The sequence below is a fragment of the Amycolatopsis sp. NPDC005232 genome (assembly GCF_040607795.1).
In the GTDB taxonomy this organism is placed as follows: Bacteria; Actinomycetota; Actinomycetes; order Mycobacteriales; family Pseudonocardiaceae; genus Amycolatopsis.
Window position 1 is genome coordinate 56,849 of record NZ_JBEXHL010000042.1, and the last position, 21,552, is coordinate 78,400.

A 21,552-nucleotide genomic window follows, 5' to 3' on the forward strand; every position below is an offset into this window, starting at 1 on the left:
CGGTCCGACGTCCACCGTGCCGCGCTGTTGACCGAATGACAATACCTTTGGCCGGCTCCATCCGGGTGATCCTTGACGAAGATCCGGTGCCGGGCGGTGGTTCGCGCCGCCCGGCACCGTTGCCCGGGGTTGCTCAGCCCTGCTCGGCGCGGACCTGGCGGGCTGCCGCGACGAGGTGGCGCAAAGCGGGCTCCACCTCGGCGTAGCGGCGCGTCTTGAGGCCGCAGTCGGGGTTCACCCACAGCCGGTGCGCCGGCACGGCGGCGGCCGCCGTGCGCAGCAGGTCCGCGATTTCGTCGACGCCCGGCACGCGGGGCGAGTGGATGTCGTAGACGCCGGGGCCGACGCCGCGCGCGAACCCACCGGCCGACAGGTCGGCGAGCACCTCCATCTTCGAGCGCGCGGCTTCGATGCTGGTCACGTCGGCGTCGAGGCCGTCGATCGCCGAGAGCACCTCGCCGAACTCCGAATAGCACATGTGCGTGTGGATCTGGGTGCCCTCGGCGGCTCCGGCCGTCGCGACGCGGAACGCCCGCACCGCCCAGTCGAAGTAGGCCTCGTGCCCGGCCGCGCGCAGCGGCAGCAGCTCCCGCAGGGCCGGCTCGTCGACCTGGACCACGCGCACGCCCGCGGTTTCGAGGTCGGTCACCTCGTCGCGGATCGCGAACGCGACCTGCAGCGCGGTGTCCGCGAGCGGCTGGTCGTCGCGCACGAACGACCACGCGAGGATCGTGACCGGGCCGGTGAGCATGCCCTTGATCGGCTTGGTGGTGCGGCTTTGCGCGTACCGCGCCCACGGCACGGTCATCGGCCGCGGGCGCGAGACGTCGCCGTAGAGGATCGGCGGGCGGACGCAGCGCGAGCCGTAGGACTGCACCCAGCCGTGCTCGGTCGAGGCGAACCCGGCGAGCTGCTCGGCGAAGTACTGCACCATGTCGTTGCGCTCGGGCTCGCCGTGCACCAGCACGTCGAGGCCCAGCTCCTCCTGCAGCCGCACCACGCGGTCGATCTCGGCATGCATCTGGGCCACGTACGCGGGTTCGTCGAGCGTGCCCGCGCGGTACGCGGCGCGGGCCTTGCGGACGTCGGTGGTCTGCGGGAACGAGCCGATCGTGGTGGTCGGCAGCGGCGGCAGGCCGAGGGATTCCCGGTGCGCGGCCGCCCGTTGCTCGTACGGCTCACGCACGGCGTCCTGCGGTGTCAGCGCCGCCGGCCGCTCCCGCACGGCCGCGTCTGCCGGGTTCGTCGCGCGGTCCGCGACGGCCGCCCGCGCCGCCGACAGGTCGACGTCTTCGCCGCGCAGCGCCCGCCCGAGCAGCACGACCTCGGCGACCTTCTGGTCGGCGAACGCGAGCCAGCTCCCGAGTCGTGAATCGAGGTTCTCGGCCTCGACGTCGTAGGGAACGTGCAGCAGCGAGCACGACGTCGTGACGCTCACGTGCTGCGCGGTGCCGGCCAGCCGCGCGGCGCGTTCCAACGCTCGGTCCGGGTCGGTGCGCCACACGTTGCGCCCGTCGACGACGCCGGCGAGCACCTCCTTGTCGCGCAACGCGCCTTCCGTGGCCACTGCGTCCACAAAGGACTCGTCGGTGACGAGGTCCACGGCCAGCGCCTCGATGGGGGAGCGGGCCAGCACACCGAGCCCGCGGCTGAGTCCGCCGAAGTACCCGGCGACGAGCAGCTTCGGGCGGTCCTCGGCCTTGGCCAGCACGTGGTACGCGCGGGTCAGCGCGTTGAGCTCCTTCGTGGTGCGGTCACCGGCGAACGCCGGTTCATCGAGCTGCACCCACTCGACGCCCTCGGCCTTCAGCGCGGCCAGCAGCTCCGCGTAGGCGGGCAGCAGCTCGTCGAGCAGCTCCAGTGGCTCGAAGCCGGGCTGCGTCGCCTTGCTGAGCAGCAAAAACGTGACCGGCCCGACGAGTACCGGCCGCGTCTCGATCCCCAGCTCCCGGGCTTCGCGCACCTCGTCGAGCGGCTTCGTGCCCGACAGCGTGAAGCGCGAGCCGGGACCCAGCTCGGGCACGAGGTAGTGGTAGTTGGTGTCGAACCACTTGGTCATCTCGAGCGCCGGCTCGTCCTGCACGCCGCGCGCGGCGGCGAAGTACGTGTCCAGCGGTGAGAGGCCGAGGCGCGTGAAGCGCTCCGGCAGCGCACCGAACAGCTCGGCGGTGTCGAGCACGTGGTCGTAGTGGGAGAACGTGCCGGACGGGATCGACTCCAGCCCGGCGTCGCGCAGCCGCGACCAGGTCTGTGCGCGCAGTTCGCGGCCGGTGGCGAGCAACTCCGCTTCGCCGGTGGTGCCGGCCCAGTAGCGCTCCAGGGCGCGCTTGAGCTCCCGGGCCGGGCCGATGCGCGGGTATCCCAGGATGGTGGTGCCGATGGTGGTCACAGGGCTCTCTCCTCGCGAGCTCGCCAACGAGCCCGGGCACGCGAGAACCGCGTTTCGCCTCAGGCCTGCTCCCACGGGGCCCGGACTCACGCACGCCGTCGGCGCACGTACCACGGGCAGGTCTTCGGACTCGTGGGCGAACCGCTCGCGCCTACTCGCCGTCGCTTCCCGGGCTCGCGCCCAGTGCTTGACCACGAAATCGTGGTGACGGCTTTCGTTCCCACTCACCGCTGCGGGGCAGTCCCGGATTCACACCGGGTTCCCTGTTGCCTCACCGGGGCACGACCGAAAGAAGCTCGGCCACGCCCTGGCGAACCAGTGGCGTGGCCGAGCCTAGCGGGTCGGGGTTGCCGGCGGCACAAGCCGCACCCCGGTCCCAGAGTCCGGGATCAGTCCGCTTTGATCAATCCCAGTCCAGCGCGCCGCCGGACTGGTACTCGATCACGCGGGTCTCGAAGAAGTTCTTCTCCTTCTTCAGGTCCATCGCCTCCGACATCCACGGGAACGGGTTCTCCGTCTCCCCGAAGATCGGCGCGAGGCCGATCTGCTGGGCGCGCCGGTCGGTGATGAAGTGCATGTACTGCTCGCACAGCTGCGCCGAGAGGCCCAGCATGCCGCGCGGCATGGTGTCGCGCGCGTAGCGGACTTCCAGCTCGCACGCGTCGGTCAGCATCTGCCGGATCTCCGCCTGGAACTGCTCGGTCCACAGGTGCGGGTTCTCGATCTTGATCTGGTTGATGCAGTCGATGCCGAAGTTCAGGTGGATCGACTCGTCGCGCAGGATGTACTGGTACTGCTCGGCGATGCCGACCATCTTGTTGCGGCGGCCGAGCGAGAGGATCTGCGCGAAGCCGGTGTAGAACCACATGCCCTCGAAGATCACGTAGAAAGCCACGAGGTCGCGCAGGAACGCCTGGTCGGCCTCCTGCGTGCCGGTCTCGAAGTCCGGGTTCTCGAGGTTCTGCGTGTACTTCAGCGCCCACGCGTCCTTCTCGGAGATGGACGGCACTTCGCGGTACATGTTGAACAGCTCGCCCTCGACCAGGCCGAGGCTTTCGCAGATGTACTGGAAGGTGTGCGTGTGCACGGCTTCCTCGAACGCCTGGCGCAGCAGGTACTGGCGGCACTCGGGATTGGTGATCTGGCGGTACACCGCGAGCACGATGTTGTTGGCCACCAACGACTCCGCGGTGGCGAAGAAGCCGAGGTTGCGCTTGAGCATCTGGCGCTCGTCCTCGGTCAGGCCGTCGGGCGACTTCCACAGCGCGATGTCGGCCTGCATGGCGACCTCGGTCGGCATCCAGTGGTTGTTGCACGCGGCGAGGTACTTGTCCCACGCCCAGCGGTACTTCATGGGCAGCAGCTGGTTCACGTCGGCGCGCGCGTTGATCATGCGCTTGTCGTCGACGTTGATCCGGGCGGCGCCGACCTCGATCTCGCCGAGGCCGGTGGCGTCCGTGGTCTCCACGTTGGTCATCAAGAGGCTCCAAGAAAAAGGCTCGTGAGGGGTGCGGCGGGTTCTCGCCCGCCGCACCCCTCACGAGGAGGTCACTGGCAGGCTTCGCAGTCGGGGTCGTCGATGCGGCAGGCGGCGCCTTCGGTGGCGACGAAGTCGATGTCGTCGACCTTCGGCATTTCCTTCGGCTCGGCGGGCTTGGCGGCCGGGACCGCGGCGGGCACGGCCGCGGCGGGGCTCGCCGGGACAGCGGCCGAGGGCGAAGGCGACGGCGTGGGCGAAGGCGCCGGGGCCGGCGTCGCGGCCGGAGCAGCCTGAGCAGCGGCGGCGGCCGGGGCGGCCGAGACCGCGTTCAGCTTGCCGTCGGTGCCGCGCAGGGTGCTCTTCTCCACGTGCGTCGCCGACTGCGCGCGCAGGTAGTACGTGGTCTTGAGGCCCTTGTGCCACGCGTAGCGGTACAGCTCGTCGAGCTTGCGCCCGCTCGGCGCCGCGATGTAGAGGTTCAGCGACTGCGCCTGGTCGATCCACTTCTGCCGGACCGAGCCCGCGTCCACGATCCACTTCGACTCGATCTCGAACGCGGTGGCGTAGAGCGCCTTGAGGTCGTCCGGCACGCGGTCGATCTGGCCGAGGCTGCCGTCGAAGTACTTCAGGTCGCTGACCATGACCTCGTCCCACAGGCCGCGGGCCTTGAGGCTCTTGACCAGGTGCGGGTTCACCACGGTGAAGTCGCCCGACATGTTCGACTTCACGTACAGGTTCTGGAACAGCGGCTCGATCGACTGGCCGACGCCGGAGATGTTGGAGATCGTCGCGGTCGGCGCGATCGCCATCACGTTGGAGTTGCGCATGCCGACGGTCTTCACGCGCTCGCGCAGCGGCGCCCAGTCCAGCGTCGTGGAGGTGTCGACGGCGAGGGCGTCGCCCTGGCGCGCGTCGATCAGCAGCTGCATCGAGTCGATCGGCAGGATGCCGCGGCTCCACAGCGAACCCTCGAACGTCTGGTACTGGCCGCGCTCCTCGGCGAGGTCGGTCGACGCGGAGATCGCGTAGTAGGACACGTGCTCCATGCTGAGGTCGGCGAACTTCACGGCCTCCTGCGAAGCGAACGGAACGCCGATCTCGAACAGCGCGTCCTGGTAGCCCATGATGCCCAGGCCCACCGGGCGGTGGCGCAGGTTGGAGCGGCGCGCCTCCGGGATCGTGTAGAAGTTGATGTCGATCACGTTGTCGAGCATGCGGACCGCGGTGCGCACGGTCTTCTCGAGGCGCTTGGTGTCGAGGCCTTCGGGCGTGACGTGCTTGAGCAGGTTCACCGAGCCGAGGTTGCAGACCGCGACCTCGTCGATGTTGGTGTTCAGCGTGATCTCGGTGCACAGGTTCGAGGAGTGCACCACGCCGACGTGCTGCTGCGGCGAGCGCAGGTTGCACGGGTCCTTGAACGTGATCCACGGGTGGCCGGTCTCGAACAGCATCGTCAGCATGCGGCGCCACAGGTCGACGGCGCGCAGGCGGCGGAAGACCTTGATCTCGCCGCGGTCGGCGGCGGCCTCGTACTCGCGGTAGCGCTCGGCGAACGCGTTGCCGTAGAGGTCGTGCAGGTCCGGCGTCTCGTTGGGGGAGAACAGGGTCCACTGTGCGTCGGCCTCGACGCGGCGCAGGAACTCGTCCGGCACCCAGTTGGCCGTGTTCATGTCGTGCGTGCGGCGGCGGTCGTCACCGGTGTTCTTGCGCAGGTCGAGGAACTCCTCGATGTCCACGTGCCACGTCTCGAGGTACGCGCACGCCGCGCCCTTGCGCTTGCCGCCCTGGTTCACGGCGACGGCGGTGTCGTTGGCGATCTTGAGGAACGGTACGACACCCTGCGACTGGCCGTTGGTGCCCTTGATGTGCGCGCCGAGGCCGCGCACCGGGGTCCAGTCGTTGCCGAGGCCGCCGGAGTACTTGGCCAGCAGCGCGTTGTTCTTGTACGCCTGGAAGATCGAGTCCAGGTCGTCGTCCACAGTGGTCAGGAAGCACGACGAGAGCTGGGCGCGCGTGGTGCCCGAGTTGAACAGCGTCGGCGTCGAGGCCATGAAGTGGAAGGTGGAGAGCAGCTCGTAGAACTCGATCGCGCGGGCTTCGCGGTTGTCCTCGCGGATGGCCAGGCCCATGGCCACGCGCATGAAGAACGCCTGCGGCAGCTCGAAGCGCGTGCCGTTGTGGTGCTGGAAGTACCGGTCGTACAGCGTCTGCAAGCCCAGGAACCCGAAGTCCAGGTCACGCTCGGCGTGGATGGCCGCGGTGATCTTGTCGAGGTCGAACGTGAGCAGCTCGCCGTCGACGAGCTCCAGCTCGACCGCGCGGCGCAGGTAGGTGCGGAAGTACGCGGGGTACTCGGCGGTCATCTCGTCCTGGCTGGCCAGGCGAGCGCGGCCGGCGAGGTAGCTCAGGGCCTCTCCGCGCAGCTTGTCCAGCAGGAGCCGCGCACTCACGTACGAGTAGTTCGGCTCCTGCTCGACGAGCACGCGGGCGGCCATGATCTGCGCGAGCGCGAGCTCGTCGGCGCTGATGCCGTCGTAGAGGTTGCGCTTGGCCTCGGCCAGCACCGGCTCGGCGGACACGTCCTCGAGCCCGGCCACGGCCTCGCCCACCACGTGGGACACCCGGGCCCAGTCGAGCGGGCGCAGCGAGCCGTCGGTGCCCTTGACGCTGATCGCGGCCTCGGCGGGCGCCGGCGTGGCAGCCTCGCGGGCCTTCGAGCGCTCGTCGCGGTAGAGCACGTACGCGCGGGCGACCTTGTGGTGCTCACCGCGCATCAGGGCGAGCTCGACCAGGTCCTGGATCTGCTCGATGTGCAAGGCGGGCTCGGGGCCGGCGTGGCGCAGCAGGGAAGCCTCGACCTGTTCGGTCAGCTCGGCGACGACGTGGTGCACGCGCGAGGAAGCGGCCGCGTCGCCGCCCTCCACGGCGAGGAAGGCCTTGGTGAGGGCCACGCTGATCTTGCCGGCGTCGAACGGCGACACGCTGCCGTCACGCCGGATCACGCGGACCGCGCTCGGAGCCGAGTCCGCCGACGAGGGCGGACGCTGATCGGTTTCCACTGACATGCGGGTCTCCAACGAAGTCGAAAATGGGCGCGCTTCATCGGCGCACGGCCTCACAAGGCCGTGCGCTGCTGTTTCTCAAATCGGCCCGGCTGCCCTTCCTGAGCGGTCTCCCCGTCGCTGGGGGCTGCCGGTCCACAGAGACTACATCTAGGGGTTCGGGCTTGCACGTGCCCCAAGGGGTGGCGTGTCGCGGGCTCACCCTCGCGGGTTAGTCGATCACTCAGAGCGGCTGGTCGGGGGCGGTTCAGCCGCCGAAGACGAGGGTGAAGTCGCGCAGGCTCGCGCTCACGATCGGGCGACGTCCGGCCAGGAAGCCGAGCGGTCCGGCGGGGTTCACGGACCAGTCGGCGGCGGCCACGTGCGGCTTCGCACGCGACGTGACGGGGCTGCGCTTGAGCCGCCCGCCGAGCGTCTGCGCGATCTCGAATCGCGCGGGCAGCGCGGCCGGCAGCCCGGCGCGGCGGGAGAACGCGGCGGTGGCGATCCAGCGGTCGCCGGTGGCCGCGGTGAACTCGCGGTCGCCGCTGAACTCGAGCGTCGCGAGGTCCTTCGGGATGCCCCACAGCTCGCGCCCGCCCGCGAGCGAGACCTCGCTGTCGACCCAGATGTCGGTGATCGACGCGGTGAGGCCGCCGCGCACGGCGACGGCGGCGAGCAGCTCGTGGTAGCCGAGCCGCCCGGGCGCGCGGTAGTCGATCCACGCGGTGAACACCGCGGCGTGGCCGCCGGTGATGACGGGTTCGGCGCCTTCGGGCAGTTCCGGCAGTTTGCCGGCCGGGAGCAGCCACGCGGACAGCTGCGCCTGGCCCGCGAGGTGCCACGGTTCGGGCGGGTAGGCGGTCATTCCTCGATCCAGGGCAGGTAGTCCGGCTGGTCGTGGTCGACGCGGAGCTTGAACTCCGGTGGGCGTTTCTGCAGGAACGACAACACGCCTTCGACCGCGTCCGGATTGGTCGGCAGCCCGCCGATCAGCTTCGAGTCCAGCTCGTGCACCTCGAACGGCGACGGGGCCGACGCCATCCGGTACAGCAGCTGGCGCGTGACGGCGACCGACACGGGCGCGGTGTTGGCCACGAGGTCGCGCGCGAGCTCGTAAGCCTTGTCCAGCACGGCTTCCGGCGGGTGGACGCTGTGCACCAGCCCCTTCTGCAACGCCTCTTCGGCGCCGAAGACGCGTCCGCTCACCATCCAGTCCACGGCCGTGCCCATGCCGACGAGCCGGGGGAGGAACCACGCGGACCCGCCTTCGGGGTAGATCCCGCGGCGAGTGAAGACGAAGCCGAACTTCGAGTCGTCGGCCGCCAACCGGTAGTCGCACGACAGCGTGATCGTGATGCCGCCGCCCACCGCCGCGCCGCGCAACGCGGCGATCACGGGCTTGTTCATCGTGAAGATCCGCTTGGAGCAGCGGCCCGCCGGCTCCTGCCAGCCGTCGGGCGGACCCTCGCCGAGCTCGAAGTCGAACCCGCCGGACGACAGGTCGGCCCCCACGGAGAAGTCCTTGCCGGTGCTGGTGAGCACGACCACGCGCACGTCCTCGTCGCGGTCGGCGCGGTCCATGGCGTCACCCAGCTCGTCGGCCATCCGCACGGTGTAGCCGTTGCGTGCCTGGGGCCGGTTCAGCTTGACCGTCGCGATCCGCTCGGCGACCTCGTAGGTGATGTCCGCGTAGGTGCTCATGGCTGGAACGGTAGGACAACGCGGGTACTACTGGCAACGTGTCAATAGCGGCTCGGCGCTCGATCGGAGGATAAAACAATCAGGCGCGCTTGATTTTTCCTCGGTCGGGGTGCGAGGGTGGGCCTGAGCGCGTAGTGCTTACAAGAGGACGCATGGAGGCGCAGGATGGCTGATCTCGGCGTGATCCTCGGGGATCTGGCTGCCGAATCACAGGCGATCGACGACGTGGTGGCCGGGCTGCCGCCCGAGGGGTGGGCCAGGCCGACACCGGCGGAAGGGTGGACGGTCGCGCACCAGATCGCGCACCTGGCCTGGACGGACTCGAAGGCGCTGATCGCCGCGGCGCGGCCCGAGGAGTGGCAGGCCGAGGTCGAGCACCTGCTGAGGGTGGGGGAGAACTACGTCGACCTCGCCGCGGAGGAAGCCGCCGCGACGCCGCCGCAGGAGCTGCTCGCGCAGTGGCGCGCCGGGCGGGCGGCGCTGTCCGAAGCGCTCGCCGCCGTGCCCGCCGGGCAGAAGCTGCCTTGGTACGGGCCGCCGATGAGCGCCGCGTCCATGGCCACCGCGCGGATGATGGAGACCTGGGCCCACGGCCAGGACGTGTTCGACGCGCTGGGGCTGGCCCGCGAGCCGACCGGCCGGCTGTGGCACATCGCGCGCTTCGGCACGCGCACGCGGGACTTCGCCTTCAAGCTCAACTCCCTGGCGCCGCCGCCCGTGGAGTTCCGCGTGGAGCTGGCCTCGCCGGACGGCACGACGTGGGCGTTCGGGCCCGAGGACGCCGAGCAGCGGCTCACCGGCAGCGCCGTGGACTTCTGCCTGGTCATCACGCAGCGGCGCCACCCCGCGGACACGGACCTGGTCGCGACCGGCGCCGACGTCGAAGAGTGGCTCACCATCGCGCAGGCGTTCGCCGGTCCTCCCGGTGAAGGCCGGAAGCCGGGGCAGTTCGCATGAGCCGCGTGAACCGGGCGCCGATCCGGATCGGGAACGCGTCGGGCTTCTACGGCGACCGGTTCTCGGCCGTGCGCGAGATGCTGACCGGCGGGCCGCTCGACGTGCTCACCGGCGACTACCTCGCCGAGCTGACCATGCTCATCCTCGGGCGCGACCGGATGAAGGACCCGGAACGCGGCTACGCCAAGACCTTCCTGCGCCAGATGGAGGAGAACCTGGCGCTGGCCAACGAAAAGGGCGTGAAGATCGTCGCCAACGCGGGCGGCCTCAACCCCGCGGGCCTGGCGACGGCGTTGCGTGAGCTGGCTGCGAAGCTCGCCCTCGACGTGCGGATCGCGCACGTCGAGGGCGACGACCTGATCGGGCGCGCCGACGAGCTGGGCTTCAAGGAACCGTTGACCGCCAACGCCTATCTCGGCGCGTGGGGCATCGTCGAGTGCCTGAACGCCGGCGCCGACGTGGTCGTGACCGGCCGTGTCACCGACGCGTCGGTGATCGTCGGGCCCGCCGCCGCCCACTTCGGCTGGACGCGCGAGGACTACGACGCGCTGGCCGGCGCCGTCGCCGCGGGGCACGTGATCGAGTGCGGCGCGCAGGCGACCGGCGGCAACTACGCGTTCTTCCGCGAGCAGCCGATCGGCGTGCCCGGGTTCCCGATCGCCGAGATCCACGCCGACGGGTCCAGCGTCATCACGAAACACCCCGGCACCGGCGGGGTCGTGAGCACGGGCACGGTCACCGCGCAGCTGCTGTACGAAATCACCGGCGCCCGCTATGCGAACCCCGACGTCACCACGCGCTTGGACACGCTGAGGCTGGCCGAGGACGGCCCCGACCGCGTGCGCATCAGCGGCGTGACCGGCGAGGCCCCGCCGCCCACGCTCAAGGTCGCGCTGAACCGGCTCGGCGGGTTCCGCAACGAGACCACGTTCGTGCTCACCGGCCTCGACATCGAGGAGAAGGCCGCGCTCGTGCGCGAGCAGCTGGAGACGGCGCTCGAACGGAAGCCCCCCGCCGAGGTCCGCTGGACGCTCGCGCGCACGGACCACCGCGACGCCGACACCGAGGAACAAGCCAGCGCGCTGCTGCACGTCGCGGTGAAGGACGCGGACCCGAAGATCGCCGGCCGCGCGTTCAGCGGCGCCGCGGTAGAGCTGGCGCTCGCGAGCTACCCCGGCTTCCACGTGACCGCCCCGCCTTCGGACGCGTCGCCGTACGGCGTCTACTCGGCGGCCTTTGTGGACGCCGGCGAGGTACCGCACATCGCGGTGCTCACCGATGGTCGACGTGTCGACATAGCACCGTCCGCCAAGACCCGAGCACTGACCGAAGTGGACGAACCCGCGCTGCCCGAGCCGTTGCCGGACCGGCCGGTCCGCCGCGTCCCGCTCGGCCGCGTGGTCGGCGCGCGCAGCGGTGACAAGGGCGGCAGTGCCAATCTCGGCGTCTGGGTGCGCTCGGAAGAAGCGTGGCGCTGGCTCGTGCACCGGCTCACCGTCACCGAGTTCCGCCTGCTGCTGCCGGAGACGGCGCAGCTGCCCGTGACCCGGCACCTGCTGCCGAACCTGTGGGCGATGAACTTCGTGGTCGAGGACATCCTCGGCGAGGGCGTGGCCTCGCAGGCGCGGTTCGACCCGCAGGCCAAGGCGTTCGGCGAATGGCTGCGGGCGCGCGAGATCGACGTGCCGGAGGCGTTGCTGTGATCGTGGACCCGTTCGCCACGCCGGAACGCAAGGAGCTGCGCGCGACCGTGCGGCGGTTCGTCGAGAAGGACGTGCTGCCGCACCTCGACGACTGGGAACGCGCGGGCGAGCTGCCGCGCGAGCTGCACCGCAAGGCCGGGGACCTCGGGCTGCTCGGCGTCGCGTTCCCCGAGGCCGTGGGCGGTGGCGACGGCAACTACCTCGACGCACTCGTGGTCGCCGAGGAGATGCACTACGCGGGCGGCTCCGGCGGCCTGTTCGCGTCGCTGTTCACGTGCGGCATCGCCGTGCCGCACATCGCCGAGGCCGGGGACCCGGTGCAGGTCGAACGCTGGGTGCGCCCGACGCTCGCGGGCACGAAGATCGGTTCGCTGGCCGTCACGGAGCCCGACGGCGGGTCCGATGTCGCCGGCATCCGCACCACCGCCGTGCGCGAAGGTGACGAGTACGTGGTCAACGGCGCCAAGACGTTCATCACCTCCGGCTGCCGCGCCGACTTCGTGACCACGGTCGTCCGCACGGGCGGCGAGGGCGCGCACGGTATTTCCCTGCTGGTGGTCGAACGGGGCACGCCCGGGTTCACGGTGTCGCGCAAGCTGGAGAAGATGGGCTGGGCCGCGTCCGACACCGCCGAACTGTCCTACGTGGACGTCCGGGTGCCGGTGGAGAACCTCGTGGGCGCCGAGAACAGTGGCTTCGCCCAGGTGGCCACCCAGTTCGTGACCGAGCGGCTTTCGCTCGCCGTGCAGGCCTACGCCCACGCGCAGCGCGCGCTCGACCTCACGCTCGACTGGTGCCGGCTGCGCGAGACGTTCGGCAGGCCGCTCATCTCGCGCCAGGTCGTGCAGCACAAGCTCACCGAGATGGCGCGCAAGACCGACGTCGCGCGCACCTATGCGCGCCAGACCGCCGTGCGCCACGTCTCCGGCGAAGAAGTGATCGCCGAAGCCTGTTTCGCCAAGAACACCGCCGTCGAAGCCGCCGAATGGGTGGTGAACGAGGCCGTGCAGCTGCACGGCGGGCTCGGGTACATGCGCGAGTCCGAAGTGGAGCGGCACTACCGCGACGTCCGCATCCTCGGCATCGGCGGCGGTTCCACCGAGATCCTCACCGGCCTGGCCGCGAAGCGATTGGGATACACCGCATGACCGCACTGAGGTCTGTCGTGGACACACGGGCCGGCGAGTTCGCCGCGAACCGCGAGTCCATGCTCGAGAAGCTCGCCGAGATCGACGCCGAGCACGCCAAGGCCGTCGCCGGTGGCGGCGAGAAGTACGTGGAGCGCCACCGCAAGCGCGGCAAGCTCCTGGCCCGCGAACGGATCGAGCTGCTGATCGACGAGGACTCGCCGTTCCTGGAGCTCTCGCCGCTGGCCGCGTGGGGCTCGGACTACCGCGTGGGCGCGAGCGTGATCACCGGCATCGGCGTGGTCGAGGGCGTGGAGTGCCTGATCTCCGCGAACGACCCGACGGTCAAGGGCGGCGCGAGCAACCCGTGGACCACCAAGAAGAGCTTCCGCGCGGCCGACATCGCGGCGCAGAACCGCCTGCCGGTGATCAACCTCGTCGAGTCCGGCGGCGCGGACCTGCCGACGCAGAAGGAGATCTTCATCCCCGGCGGGCGGATCTTCCGCGACCTCACGCGGTCTTCGGCCGCGAAGGTACCCACCGTGGCGCTGGTCTTCGGCAACTCGACTGCCGGCGGCGCGTACCTGCCGGGCATGTCCGACTACGTCGTGATGGTCAAGGAACGCGCGAAGGTGTTCCTCGGCGGGCCGCCGCTGGTGAAGATGGCGACCGGCGAGGAGTCCGACGACGAGTCGCTGGGCGGCGCCGAGATGCACGCCCGCACCTCGGGCCTGGCCGACTACCTCGCAGCCGACGAGCAGGACGCGATCCGGCTGGGCCGCAGTATCATCAAGCGGCTCAACTGGCACAAAAAGGGGCCGGCGCCTCGGACCGGGTACGCCGAGCCGCTGTTCGATCCCGAGGACCTGCTCGGCATCGTGCCGAGTGATCTCAAGGTGCCGTTCGACCCGCGCGAGGTGATCGCCCGCGTGGTCGACGGGTCGGACTTCGACGAGTTCAAGCCGCTCTACGGGTCGAGCCTGACCACCGGGTGGGCGAACATCCACGGCTACCCCGTCGGCATCCTCGCCAACGCGCAGGGCGTGCTCTTCAGCGAGGAGTCGCAGAAGGCCGCGCAGTTCATCCAGCTGGCCAACCAGATCGACACCCCGCTGGTCTTCCTGCACAACACCACCGGCTACATGGTCGGCAAGGAGTACGAGCAGGGCGGCATCATCAAGCACGGCGCGATGATGATCAACGCCGTGTCGAACTCCAAGGTGCCGCACCTGTCCGTCCTCATGGGATCGTCCTACGGCGCCGGGCACTACGGCATGTGCGGGCGCGCCTACGACCCGCGGTTCCTGTTCGCATGGCCGAGTGCGAAGTCGGCCGTGATGGGTCCGGCGCAGCTGGCCGGCGTGCTGTCCATTGTGGCGCGTGCGGCGGCCTCGAGCCGGGGGCAGGACTACAGCGAGGAGAACGATGCGGCGATGCGCGCCATGGTCGAGAACCAGATCGAGGCCGAGTCGATGCCGATGTTCCTCTCGGGCATGCTCTACGACGACGGCATCATCGACCCGCGCGACACCCGCACGGTGCTCGGCCTGAGCCTGTCGGCGATCCACAACGGACCAGTGAAGGGCGCCGAGGGTGGCTTCGGCGTCTTCCGGATGTAGGGGTGCAGTCGTGATCCACAACCTGCTGGTCGCCAACCGCGGCGAGATCGCCCGCCGCGTGTTCCGAAGCTGCCGCGACGCCGGCATCGGCACGACGGCCGTGTTCTCCGACGCCGACGCCGCGGCCCCGCACACGCGCGAGGCCGACGTCGCGGTCCGTCTGCCGGGAGACGCGCCGGGAGAGACGTACCTGCGCGCGGAGCTGATCGTGAAGGCCGCGGCCGACGCGGGCGCCGACGCCGTGCACCCGGGCTACGGGTTCCTGTCGGAGAACGCCGCGTTCGCGCGGGCCGTGCTCGACGCCGGGCTCACGTGGGTCGGCCCGCCGCCCGCCGCGATCGAGACGATGGGCTCCAAAGTGGAGTCGAAGCGGATCATGGCCGCTGCCGGTGTGCCGGTCCTGTCCGAACTGGACCCGGCCACGGTGACGGAAGCCGATCTGCCGTTGCTGGTCAAGGCTTCCGCCGGCGGCGGCGGTCGCGGGATGCGGGTGGTCCGGGAGGTGGGTGAGCTCGCCGAGGCCGTCGAGAGCGCCCGGGCCGAGGCCGGTTCCGCGTTCGGGGACCCGACGGTGTTCTGCGAGCGTTACCTCGAGACGGGCCGCCACATCGAGGTGCAGGTGCTCGCCGACAGCCACGGCACGGTGTGGGCGGTGGGGGAGCGCGAGTGCTCCATCCAGCGTCGGCACCAGAAGGTGGTGGAGGAAGCGCCGTCGCCGTTCGTCGACGACGCCATGCGCGCGGAGCTGTTCGACGCGGCGCGCAAGGCCGCGCTGGCCATCGACTACGTCGGCGCGGGCACGGTGGAGTTCCTCGCCGGGCCGGACGGTCGGTTCTACTTCCTGGAGATGAACACCCGCCTGCAGGTGGAACACCCGGTGACCGAGAACGTCACCGGCCTCGACCTCGTGGCGCTGCAGCTTTCCGTGGCCCAGGGCGCGAAGCTGCCGCCGGAACCGCCCGCGCCGCAAGGACATTCGATCGAGGTCCGCCTCTACGCCGAAGACCCGGCTGCGGGCTGGCAGCCGCAGAGCGGCACGCTGCACACCTTCGAGGTGCCCGGCGTCGACCGCGAGTTCACGCACGGCGCGGGGCTGCGGCTCGACTCCGGCGTGGAGAGCGGGTCCGTCGTCGGCGTGCACTACGACCCGATGCTCGCCAAGGTCATCACGTGGGCGCCGACGCGCGACGAGGCCGCCCGCCGGCTCGCCACCGCGCTGGCCGGGGCGAAGATCCACGGCGTGGTCACCAACCGCGACCTGCTCGTGAACATCCTGCGCCACGAGGCTTTCCTCGCGGGCGAGACCGACACGGCGTTCTTCGACCGCCACGGCCTCGGCACGCTCGCGAAGCCGCTGGTCAGCGGTGACGGGGAAAAGCTCTCCGCGCTCGCCGCCGCACTGGCCGGCGCCGCGGGCAACCGCGCGGCCGCGACCACCCTGGGTCGCCTGCCCAGCGGCTGGCGCAACGTGCGTTCGGTGGGGCAGCGCAAGGTTTTCACGCGCGGGGACACGACCCATGAGGTCCTGTACTCGGTCACCCGGGACGGCCTGCGGGCCGAGGGGCACGACGACGTGCGTCTGGTCTCGGCGGAGCCGGGCCGGGTGGTGCTCGACGTGGCGGGTGTGCGACGCACGTTCACCGTCGCGCGGCACGGCGAAAAGTCCTTTGTCGACTCCGCGCTCGGCTCGGTGGCGTTCACGGCGGAGCCGCGGTTCGCGGACCCGTCGGCGGCGCTGGCCGCGGGCTCCCTCGTCGCGCCGATGCCGGGCACGATCGTGCGGCTGGCGGTGGGCGTGGGCGACGCCGTGGCGGCGGGGGATCCGCTGCTGTGGCTGGAGGCGATGAAGATGGAACACCGGATCGCGGCCCCCGCCGACGGCGTGGTCACCGAGCTGCCGGTGAAGGTCGGGTTGCAGGTCGAGGTCGGCACGATTCTGGCTGTCGTGGGAGAAGCTGTGGTGGGAGAACGAGCATGAACGCGATGAACTTCGTCGAGCCCGAGGAGCGCGTGGCGCTGCGCAAGGCGGCTTCGGAACTGGCGCGCAAGTACGGGCACGAGTACTACTCGAAGAAAGCCCGCTCGGGCGAGAAGACCGTCGAGCTGTGGGACGAGGCCGGCCGGCTCGGCTACCTCGGCGTGAACCTGCCCGAGGAATACGGCGGCGGCGGTGCGGGCATCGCCGACCTCGCCGCGGTGCTGGAGGAGTTCGCGGCCGCCGGTTCGCCGTTGCTGCTGATGGTCGTCTCTCCGGCGATCTGCGGCACGGTGATCTCGCGCTTCGGCACGGACGAGCAGAAGAAGCAGTGGCTGCCGGGAATTTCCGACGGCAGCAAGAAGATGGTCTTCGCCATCACCGAGCCCGACGCCGGGTCCAACTCGCACAAGATCACCACCACCGCGCGCCGCGACGGCAGTGACTGGGTCCTGAGTGGACGGAAGGTGTTCATCTCCGGCGTCGACGAGGCCGACGCGGTGCTCGTGGTCGGGCGCACGGAGGACGCGAAGTCGGGCCGCCTCAAGCCCGCGCTCTACATCGTGCCCACCGACACCCCGGGCTTCGAGTTCAAGCAGATCGAGATGGACCTGGTCTCGCCGGAGAAGCAGTTCGGCCTGTTCCTCGACGACGTCCACCTGCCGGCCGAAGCGCTGGTAGGGGAGGAGGACGCGGCGATCGCGCAGCTGTTCGCGGGCCTGAACCCCGAACGCATCATGGGCGCGTCGTTCTCGCTCGGTACCGCGCGCTACGCGCTCGACAAAGCGGTGGCGTACGCCAACGAGCGCCAGGTGTGGGGCGCGCCGATCGGCTCTCACCAGGGGCTGGCGCACCCGCTTGCCCAGATCAAGATCGAGCTGGAGCTGGCGAAGCTGATGACGCAGAAGGCAGCTTCCCTCTACGACTCCGGGGACGACTTCGCGTCGGGCGAGTCGGCCAACATGGCCAAGTACGCCGCCGCGGAGGCCGCGATCCACGCCGTGGACCAGGCCGTGCAGACCCACGGCGGCAACGGGCTCGCGACCGAGTACGGCCTCGGCACGCTCGTGACCGCGGTGCGACTCGGGCGGATCGCGCCGGTGAGCCGCGAGATGGTGCTCAACTTCGTCGGGCAGCACACCCTCGGGCTGCCGAAGTCCTATTAGGAGTGAGTGTGTCTGAGAAGACTGAGAGGTCTCTGGCGGGCCGCACGATCATCATGTCCGGCGGCAGCCGCGGCATCGGCGAGGCGATCGCCCTGCGCGCGGCCGCCGACGGCGCGAACGTGGCTCTGCTGGCCAAGACCGCCGAACCGCACCCGAAGCTGCCCGGCACGATCTACACCGCGGCCGAGGCCATCGAGAAGGCCGGCGGCAAGGCGCTGCCCATCCTCGGCGATGTCCGCGACGACGAGGGCGTGGCCGCCGCGGTGGCGAAGACCGTCGAGCAGTTCGGCGGCATCGACATCGTGGTGAACAACGCGAGCGCGATCGACCTCACGCCCACCGAGCAGGTGAGCATGAAGCGCTACGACCTGATGCAGGACATCAACGCGCGCGGCACTTTCCTGCTGTCCAAGCTGGCCATCCCGCACCTGCGCAAGTCGGCCAACCCGCACGTGCTCACGCTGTCGCCGCCGATCAGCCTCGACGAGAAGTGGTTCACGGCCGGGCACCTCGCCTACAGCATCGCGAAGTACTCGATGAGCCTCGTGACCGTCGGGCTCGCGGCGGAGCTGAAGAACGACGGCATCGCGGCGAACTCGCTGTGGCCGCGCACCACGATCGACACCGCGGCGATCCGCAACATCGTGGGCGCGGAGCTGGCCGACCGCAGCCGCACGCCGGAGATCATGGCCGACGCCGCGTACGCGATCCTCACCCGGCCCAGCCGCTCGACGACCGGCAACTTCTTCCTCGACGACGAGGTGCTCGCGGCCGAGGGCGTCACCGATCTGTCGAAGTACCGGATCGGGTCGTCGGAAGCGGACTTGCAGCTCGACTTCTGGGTCGATCCGGCCTGATGCTCCGCGAACCGCAGCAGGAGCGCAGCCGCACCACTCGCCGGCGGCTGATCGAGGCCGCGATGGACTGCATCGGCGAGCGGGGCTGGCACGGCGTCACGGTGGCCGTGATCGCCGAACGCGCCGGCGTGTCACGCGGCGCCGCGCAGCACCACTTCCCGACGCGCGAGGATCTGGTCGCGGCGGCCGTGGAGCTGCTAGGCGAGTCGCAGATCACCGAGCTGCGGACGAAGGCCGACAGCCTGCCGACGGGCGCGTCGCGGATCTTCGGGGTGGTGGAGATGGTGCTCAACCTCTACACCGGACCCTTGTTTCGCGCCGCGCTGCAGCTGTGGGCCGTGGCCTCCAGCGACGAACAGCTGAGGTCGACGCTGGTGCCGCTCGAGGCGCGCGTCGGCCGCGAGGCGCACCGCGTGACGGTGGAGCTGCTGGGCGTCGACGAGGCGAAGCCCGGGGTCCGCGAGCTGGTCCAGGCCACCCTGGACCTGGCCCGCGGCCTCGGCCTCGCCAACCTGCTGACCGACGACACCCGCCGCCGGCGCCAGATCGTGCGGGAGTGGGCCCACACTCTGGAGACGCGACTGTCCGGAACCGGCGAGGCCTAGTGAACGTCACAACTTCGGCCTAATACGATGTGGTTGTTAACACATTCGGCCCAACGGACGATGACTCCGAGTAAGTGGCTCCACCAGGAAGAAGGTCGGTACCGGTGTCCGGTTCAGAAGACGCGGCAGTCGAGCTGACGCACCGCGCGATGGCGATGCTCAGGGCGGTCGCCGCCCACCGCGCGGAGATGACCACGAGCAGCGAGCCCGACCTCTTCATCGACGGTTTCGCTTGCTGCGACCAGATGACCGCCCACAACCTCGCACACGGCGGCTACATCCGCCCCGCCGTGCAGGACGCCGCGGGCCGCGTGCCCGCCGAGCTGACCGAGGCCGGGCACGCCGCGCTGGAGATCACCGTCGCCGCCTGAGGTGACCACGCGGTCTCGCGAACGGGTGAAGGTTTCGCTCACCCGTTCGGGTAGTCCCTTGGCTGGGGTGTAGGTGCCTCCGGCCAGGGTTCGGGTTTGAGCGCGAGCGGTCCGGTCGTGACCCCGCGCGGTTCGACCATTCCGCACACTGGTTTGCAGGGGCGAGTCTGGGTGCAGGGCTTGGTTGCGTTGCCGGCGGCGCTTGGGTAGGTGCCAAAGCACCCCAATGTGGCGTTCGGTGCGTTGAGCGCAACCAACGCCGCATTGGGTGCGTTGAGCGCAACCAACGCCGCATTGGGGTCAGACTGGCGTGCGGCCGATGAGGTCGGACCACCCCGCCCGCGGTAGGACTCCGCCGTCAGAGCTGTGAGCGGATCTCGCCCGCTCGTGCCGTCACGGTGTCGAGGACGCGTTTCGCCGCCTCCAGGTCCTCGGGGGCGATGCCCGCGAACAGCCGATCGCCGGCGGCGGTCGAGTCCGTCGTCAGGCGTTCGACCAGGTCGCGCGTTGCCGGGGTGACGTCGACGACGTCCCCACTGGTCAGCCGACCCGCCGACACGAGCCGGTCCGCCACGGAGCGCACCACCTCGGCGGGCGCGACCGCCGTCGCCGCGATGGTCTCCACCAAGGTGTCGGCGGGCTGGGCGCCATTGGCCACCGTCCGCAGGACCACGTATTCGGTGAAGTCCAGACCTTCGCGGTCCAGCAGTGCGGTGAGCAGGGAACGAGACGCGGCGGCGGCCAGGTTGAGGTCGCGGCCGCCGACGGCACGGGCTGTGGTCATGGTCTTCTCGCTTCCGGTGGGGTCTTCACCCAGCAGCGTCTGCAGGGTGTGGCGGAACCGGCGGGTCCGCGAGCTGCGGGAGCCGCCGAGGTCCGCCGTGAGCTCCTCGTGCAGGTCGCGCACGAGGGCGATCGCCTCGGTGATCACCTCGTGGCCCCGGGCGGTGAGGTCGAGCCGCACCGCGCGCGGGTCGTCCGGGTCCGGGGGACGGGTGACGAGGCCGGCCTGTTCGAGCGCCCGCGCCAGCTTCGACACGTGCAGCGCCTCGAGTCCCGTGTGGTCGGCCAGCTCGCGCTGGCTCGGCCGGACCCCGCGCACCACGAGGCCGGTGAGCGTCGCCAGCAGCGAGTACTGGGCGTGCGTCAGGCCGAGCGGCTTCACGGTCCGGTCTACGGCCGCCCGCCACTTCATGGACAGCCGCCACACGAGGTGACCGGTGGTCGGGTTCTCGAGGCGCATAAAAGATAATGTACATGGATACTATGTCCATGGCTACTATCGACCGGAAGAAGCGGGGATCCCCGAAACCAAGGGATCCCCGTCTTCAGGCAGCTCAGCCCTGGTACCCGGCCACGATCTTCGTGAACGCGTACTTCTCCTGGTCGATGCCGCTGCACTCGCCGCCGCCGCTGCAATCGCGGTTCGTGGCCCAGAACGTGAAGCGGCCGAGGTGGTGGCTCGAGGCGTAGTCGCGGATCGAGGTGAAGTTCGCGACGGACACGTTCTCGCCGGCGTTGTCGGTCTTGCCGTTCATCGACGACAGGCCGCTGTGCCGGTAGGCCTCGTCGTCGCTCCAGCCGAACGCGGACTTCAGCTGGTCCTTCAAGCCGTCGACGGCCGACTTCGTCATCGCGGCCATGTCGCCGCCGTCGGAGAAGTCGAAGGGCATGACCGACCAGACGTCGACGTTCGCGCCGATCGCCTTGGCCTGCGTGATGAGGCGGCTGCCCCACTCGGTCGGGCCCTGCGGGCTCGTGCCCATCGTGATGACGACGCGCACACCCGGGTTCTTCTGCTTGGTGATCTTCACGGCGTTCAGGATCCGGTCCTGCACCGTCGCGTTCTCGAACTCGTCGGTGTTCTCGATGTCGAGGTCGATCGCTTTGAGCTGGTAGGCGTCGATCACCTTCTGGTACGCGCCGGCCAGGTCTTCCGGCGACCCGCACTGCGAGCCGAGCTTGGTGCCCGACCAGCCGCCGAACGACGGGATCACGTCGCCGCCGGCCGAGCGGATCTTCTGGATCAGGGCGGCATCCGAACCGTTCAGGTCGCGGTTGCCGTCCCACTTCGGGTTGCAGCCGCCGTCGGACAGCATGAAGGCCAGCGTGAACGCCTTCACTCCGGTGGCCGACATGGCCGCGGCGGGGTCGGTCTGCCCGCCCCATTGGTACAGGTACGGCGAAGCGAGCACAGGGTCCGGCGCGGCGAGCGCCGACGGGGCGAGGCCGAGGGTGGTGGCCAGCGCGGCGCCCGCGGCGAGCGCGACGGTGGCCAGACGGCGCAGGGGTTTCATTGGTCCTCCAACGTGGGACGCACGCGTGAGCGCGCTTGTGTGGAGCACCTCCGATGCTTGATTCGGCGGTATCAACTCGAAGGAGCACGCGGTGGGATGTGCTCCGTCACAATGGACTAGACCATTAGGAAGTGTCAAGGTCTCAGAATGGGAAGAAAAAAACCCACTGTGTTGTTGGCCCCGGCTCCGCCGGGGCGTGCGAGATCGCCTTTAAGCCGGCTTCCGGATTGTGCGGTCGGATCGGCCCCCGGCCGATCCGAC

At 70.1% G+C, this 21,552-nt stretch carries 16 protein-coding genes and 1 riboswitch; of the genes, 9 read left to right on the top strand and 7 right to left on the bottom strand.

Features of this window, described 5'->3' with window-relative positions; translation table 11 throughout:
* Positions 1-133: 133 nt before the first annotated feature.
* The 5 genes from metE to ABZU76_RS44815 all read right to left on the bottom strand — a co-directional run bounded on the left by metE (position 134) and on the right by ABZU76_RS44815 (position 8,614).
* A complete protein-coding gene (gene metE, locus ABZU76_RS44795; RefSeq protein WP_354882454.1) occupies positions 134-2,389 on the bottom strand; it encodes a 5-methyltetrahydropteroyltriglutamate--homocysteine S-methyltransferase in 2,256 nt (751 codons plus the stop codon).
* A 97-nt stretch (positions 2,390-2,486) separates the two neighbouring features.
* Positions 2,487-2,683, bottom strand: a riboswitch (cobalamin riboswitch).
* Between the two features lie 109 nt (positions 2,684-2,792).
* The gene (locus tag ABZU76_RS44800; RefSeq protein ID WP_220238757.1) at positions 2,793-3,866 is read right to left on the bottom strand and encodes a ribonucleotide-diphosphate reductase subunit beta; all 1,074 of its coding nucleotides are present in this window, start codon (positions 3,864-3,866) and stop codon (positions 2,793-2,795) included.
* 71 nt (positions 3,867-3,937) lie between these two features.
* The gene (locus ABZU76_RS44805) at positions 3,938-6,934 is read right to left on the bottom strand and encodes a ribonucleoside-diphosphate reductase subunit alpha (protein ID WP_354882457.1); all 2,997 of its coding nucleotides are present in this window, start codon (positions 6,932-6,934) and stop codon (positions 3,938-3,940) included.
* 244 nt (positions 6,935-7,178) lie between these two features.
* Positions 7,179-7,778: an acetoacetate decarboxylase family protein gene (locus ABZU76_RS44810; RefSeq protein WP_354882460.1), complete on the bottom strand. Its 600-nt coding sequence runs from the start codon at positions 7,776-7,778 to the stop codon at positions 7,179-7,181.
* Positions 7,775-8,614, bottom strand: a complete 840-nt coding sequence (locus ABZU76_RS44815) for an enoyl-CoA hydratase-related protein (protein WP_354882463.1) — start codon at positions 8,612-8,614, stop codon at positions 7,775-7,777. The genes ABZU76_RS44810 and ABZU76_RS44815 overlap by 4 nt, the downstream gene beginning before the upstream one ends.
* A gap of 165 nt (positions 8,615-8,779) precedes the next feature.
* On the opposite strand from ABZU76_RS44815, the gene ABZU76_RS44820 reads away from it, so the two are divergent.
* The 9 genes from ABZU76_RS44820 (at position 8,780) to ABZU76_RS44860 (ending at position 18,994) form a co-directional block, all read left to right on the top strand.
* On the top strand, positions 8,780-9,571 hold the full coding sequence (locus ABZU76_RS44820) for a TIGR03084 family metal-binding protein (RefSeq protein WP_354882466.1): 792 nt from the start codon (positions 8,780-8,782) through the stop codon (positions 9,569-9,571).
* A complete protein-coding gene (locus ABZU76_RS44825) occupies positions 9,568-11,274 on the top strand; it encodes an acyclic terpene utilization AtuA family protein (RefSeq protein WP_354882469.1) in 1,707 nt (568 codons plus the stop codon). Before ABZU76_RS44820 ends, ABZU76_RS44825 begins: the two co-directional genes overlap by 4 nt.
* Positions 11,274-12,422 carry an acyl-CoA dehydrogenase family protein gene (locus tag ABZU76_RS44830; RefSeq protein WP_354882498.1) on the top strand — a complete coding sequence of 383 codons (1,149 nt, stop codon included), beginning with the start codon at positions 11,274-11,276 and terminating at the stop codon, positions 12,420-12,422. The genes ABZU76_RS44825 and ABZU76_RS44830 overlap by 1 nt, the downstream gene beginning before the upstream one ends.
* Complete coding sequence (locus ABZU76_RS44835; RefSeq protein WP_354882472.1) at positions 12,419-14,020, top strand: carboxyl transferase domain-containing protein; 1,602 nt, start codon at positions 12,419-12,421, stop codon at positions 14,018-14,020. The genes ABZU76_RS44830 and ABZU76_RS44835 overlap by 4 nt, the downstream gene beginning before the upstream one ends.
* 10 nt (positions 14,021-14,030) lie before the next feature.
* A complete protein-coding gene (locus tag ABZU76_RS44840) occupies positions 14,031-15,998 on the top strand; it encodes a biotin carboxylase N-terminal domain-containing protein (RefSeq protein WP_354882475.1) in 1,968 nt (655 codons plus the stop codon).
* Entirely contained in the window at positions 15,995-17,161 is a 1,167-nt protein-coding gene (locus ABZU76_RS44845) for an acyl-CoA dehydrogenase family protein (RefSeq protein WP_354882478.1), read from the top strand. The genes ABZU76_RS44840 and ABZU76_RS44845 overlap by 4 nt, the downstream gene beginning before the upstream one ends.
* Before the next feature lie 53 nt (positions 17,162-17,214).
* Entirely contained in the window at positions 17,215-18,018 is an 804-nt protein-coding gene (locus ABZU76_RS44850) for an NAD(P)-dependent oxidoreductase (RefSeq protein WP_354882501.1), read from the top strand.
* The gene (locus ABZU76_RS44855) at positions 18,018-18,623 is read left to right on the top strand and encodes a TetR/AcrR family transcriptional regulator (protein ID WP_220238766.1); all 606 of its coding nucleotides are present in this window, start codon (positions 18,018-18,020) and stop codon (positions 18,621-18,623) included. Before ABZU76_RS44850 ends, ABZU76_RS44855 begins: the two co-directional genes overlap by 1 nt.
* A gap of 104 nt (positions 18,624-18,727) precedes the next feature.
* Positions 18,728-18,994: a hypothetical protein gene (locus ABZU76_RS44860; RefSeq protein ID WP_220238767.1), complete on the top strand. Its 267-nt coding sequence runs from the start codon at positions 18,728-18,730 to the stop codon at positions 18,992-18,994.
* A 358-nt stretch (positions 18,995-19,352) separates the two neighbouring features.
* Here ABZU76_RS44860 and ABZU76_RS44865 read toward each other — a convergent pair whose 3' ends face one another.
* Both ABZU76_RS44865 and ABZU76_RS44870 read right to left on the bottom strand, forming a co-directional pair.
* Positions 19,353-20,237, bottom strand: a complete 885-nt coding sequence (locus ABZU76_RS44865) for a MarR family transcriptional regulator (RefSeq protein ID WP_354882481.1) — start codon at positions 20,235-20,237, stop codon at positions 19,353-19,355.
* A gap of 94 nt (positions 20,238-20,331) precedes the next feature.
* Positions 20,332-21,291 carry a chitinase gene (locus ABZU76_RS44870; RefSeq protein ID WP_220238769.1) on the bottom strand — a complete coding sequence of 320 codons (960 nt, stop codon included), beginning with the start codon at positions 21,289-21,291 and terminating at the stop codon, positions 20,332-20,334.
* Positions 21,292-21,552: the final 261 nt, after the last annotated feature.

Coding starts and splice junctions, on each gene's coding strand:
- ABZU76_RS44800 (WP_220238757.1), bottom strand. CDS start 3,866: ATGACCAACGTGGAGACCACGGACGCCACCGGCCTCGGCGAGATCGAG.
- ABZU76_RS44805 (WP_354882457.1), bottom strand. CDS start 6,934: ATGTCAGTGGAAACCGATCAGCGTCCGCCCTCGTCGGCGGACTCGGCT.
- ABZU76_RS44810 (WP_354882460.1), bottom strand. CDS start 7,778: ATGACCGCCTACCCGCCCGAACCGTGGCACCTCGCGGGCCAGGCGCAG.
- ABZU76_RS44815 (WP_354882463.1), bottom strand. CDS start 8,614: ATGAGCACCTACGCGGACATCACCTACGAGGTCGCCGAGCGGATCGCG.
- ABZU76_RS44820 (WP_354882466.1), top strand. CDS start 8,780: ATGGCTGATCTCGGCGTGATCCTCGGGGATCTGGCTGCCGAATCACAG.
- ABZU76_RS44825 (WP_354882469.1), top strand. CDS start 9,568: ATGAGCCGCGTGAACCGGGCGCCGATCCGGATCGGGAACGCGTCGGGC.
- ABZU76_RS44835 (WP_354882472.1), top strand. CDS start 12,419: ATGACCGCACTGAGGTCTGTCGTGGACACACGGGCCGGCGAGTTCGCC.
- ABZU76_RS44845 (WP_354882478.1), top strand. CDS start 15,995: ATGAACGCGATGAACTTCGTCGAGCCCGAGGAGCGCGTGGCGCTGCGC.
- ABZU76_RS44850 (WP_354882501.1), top strand. CDS start 17,215: ATGTCCGGCGGCAGCCGCGGCATCGGCGAGGCGATCGCCCTGCGCGCG.
- ABZU76_RS44855 (WP_220238766.1), top strand. CDS start 18,018: ATGCTCCGCGAACCGCAGCAGGAGCGCAGCCGCACCACTCGCCGGCGG.
- ABZU76_RS44865 (WP_354882481.1), bottom strand. CDS start 20,237: ATGCGCCTCGAGAACCCGACCACCGGTCACCTCGTGTGGCGGCTGTCC.
- ABZU76_RS44870 (WP_220238769.1), bottom strand. CDS start 21,291: ATGAAACCCCTGCGCCGTCTGGCCACCGTCGCGCTCGCCGCGGGCGCC.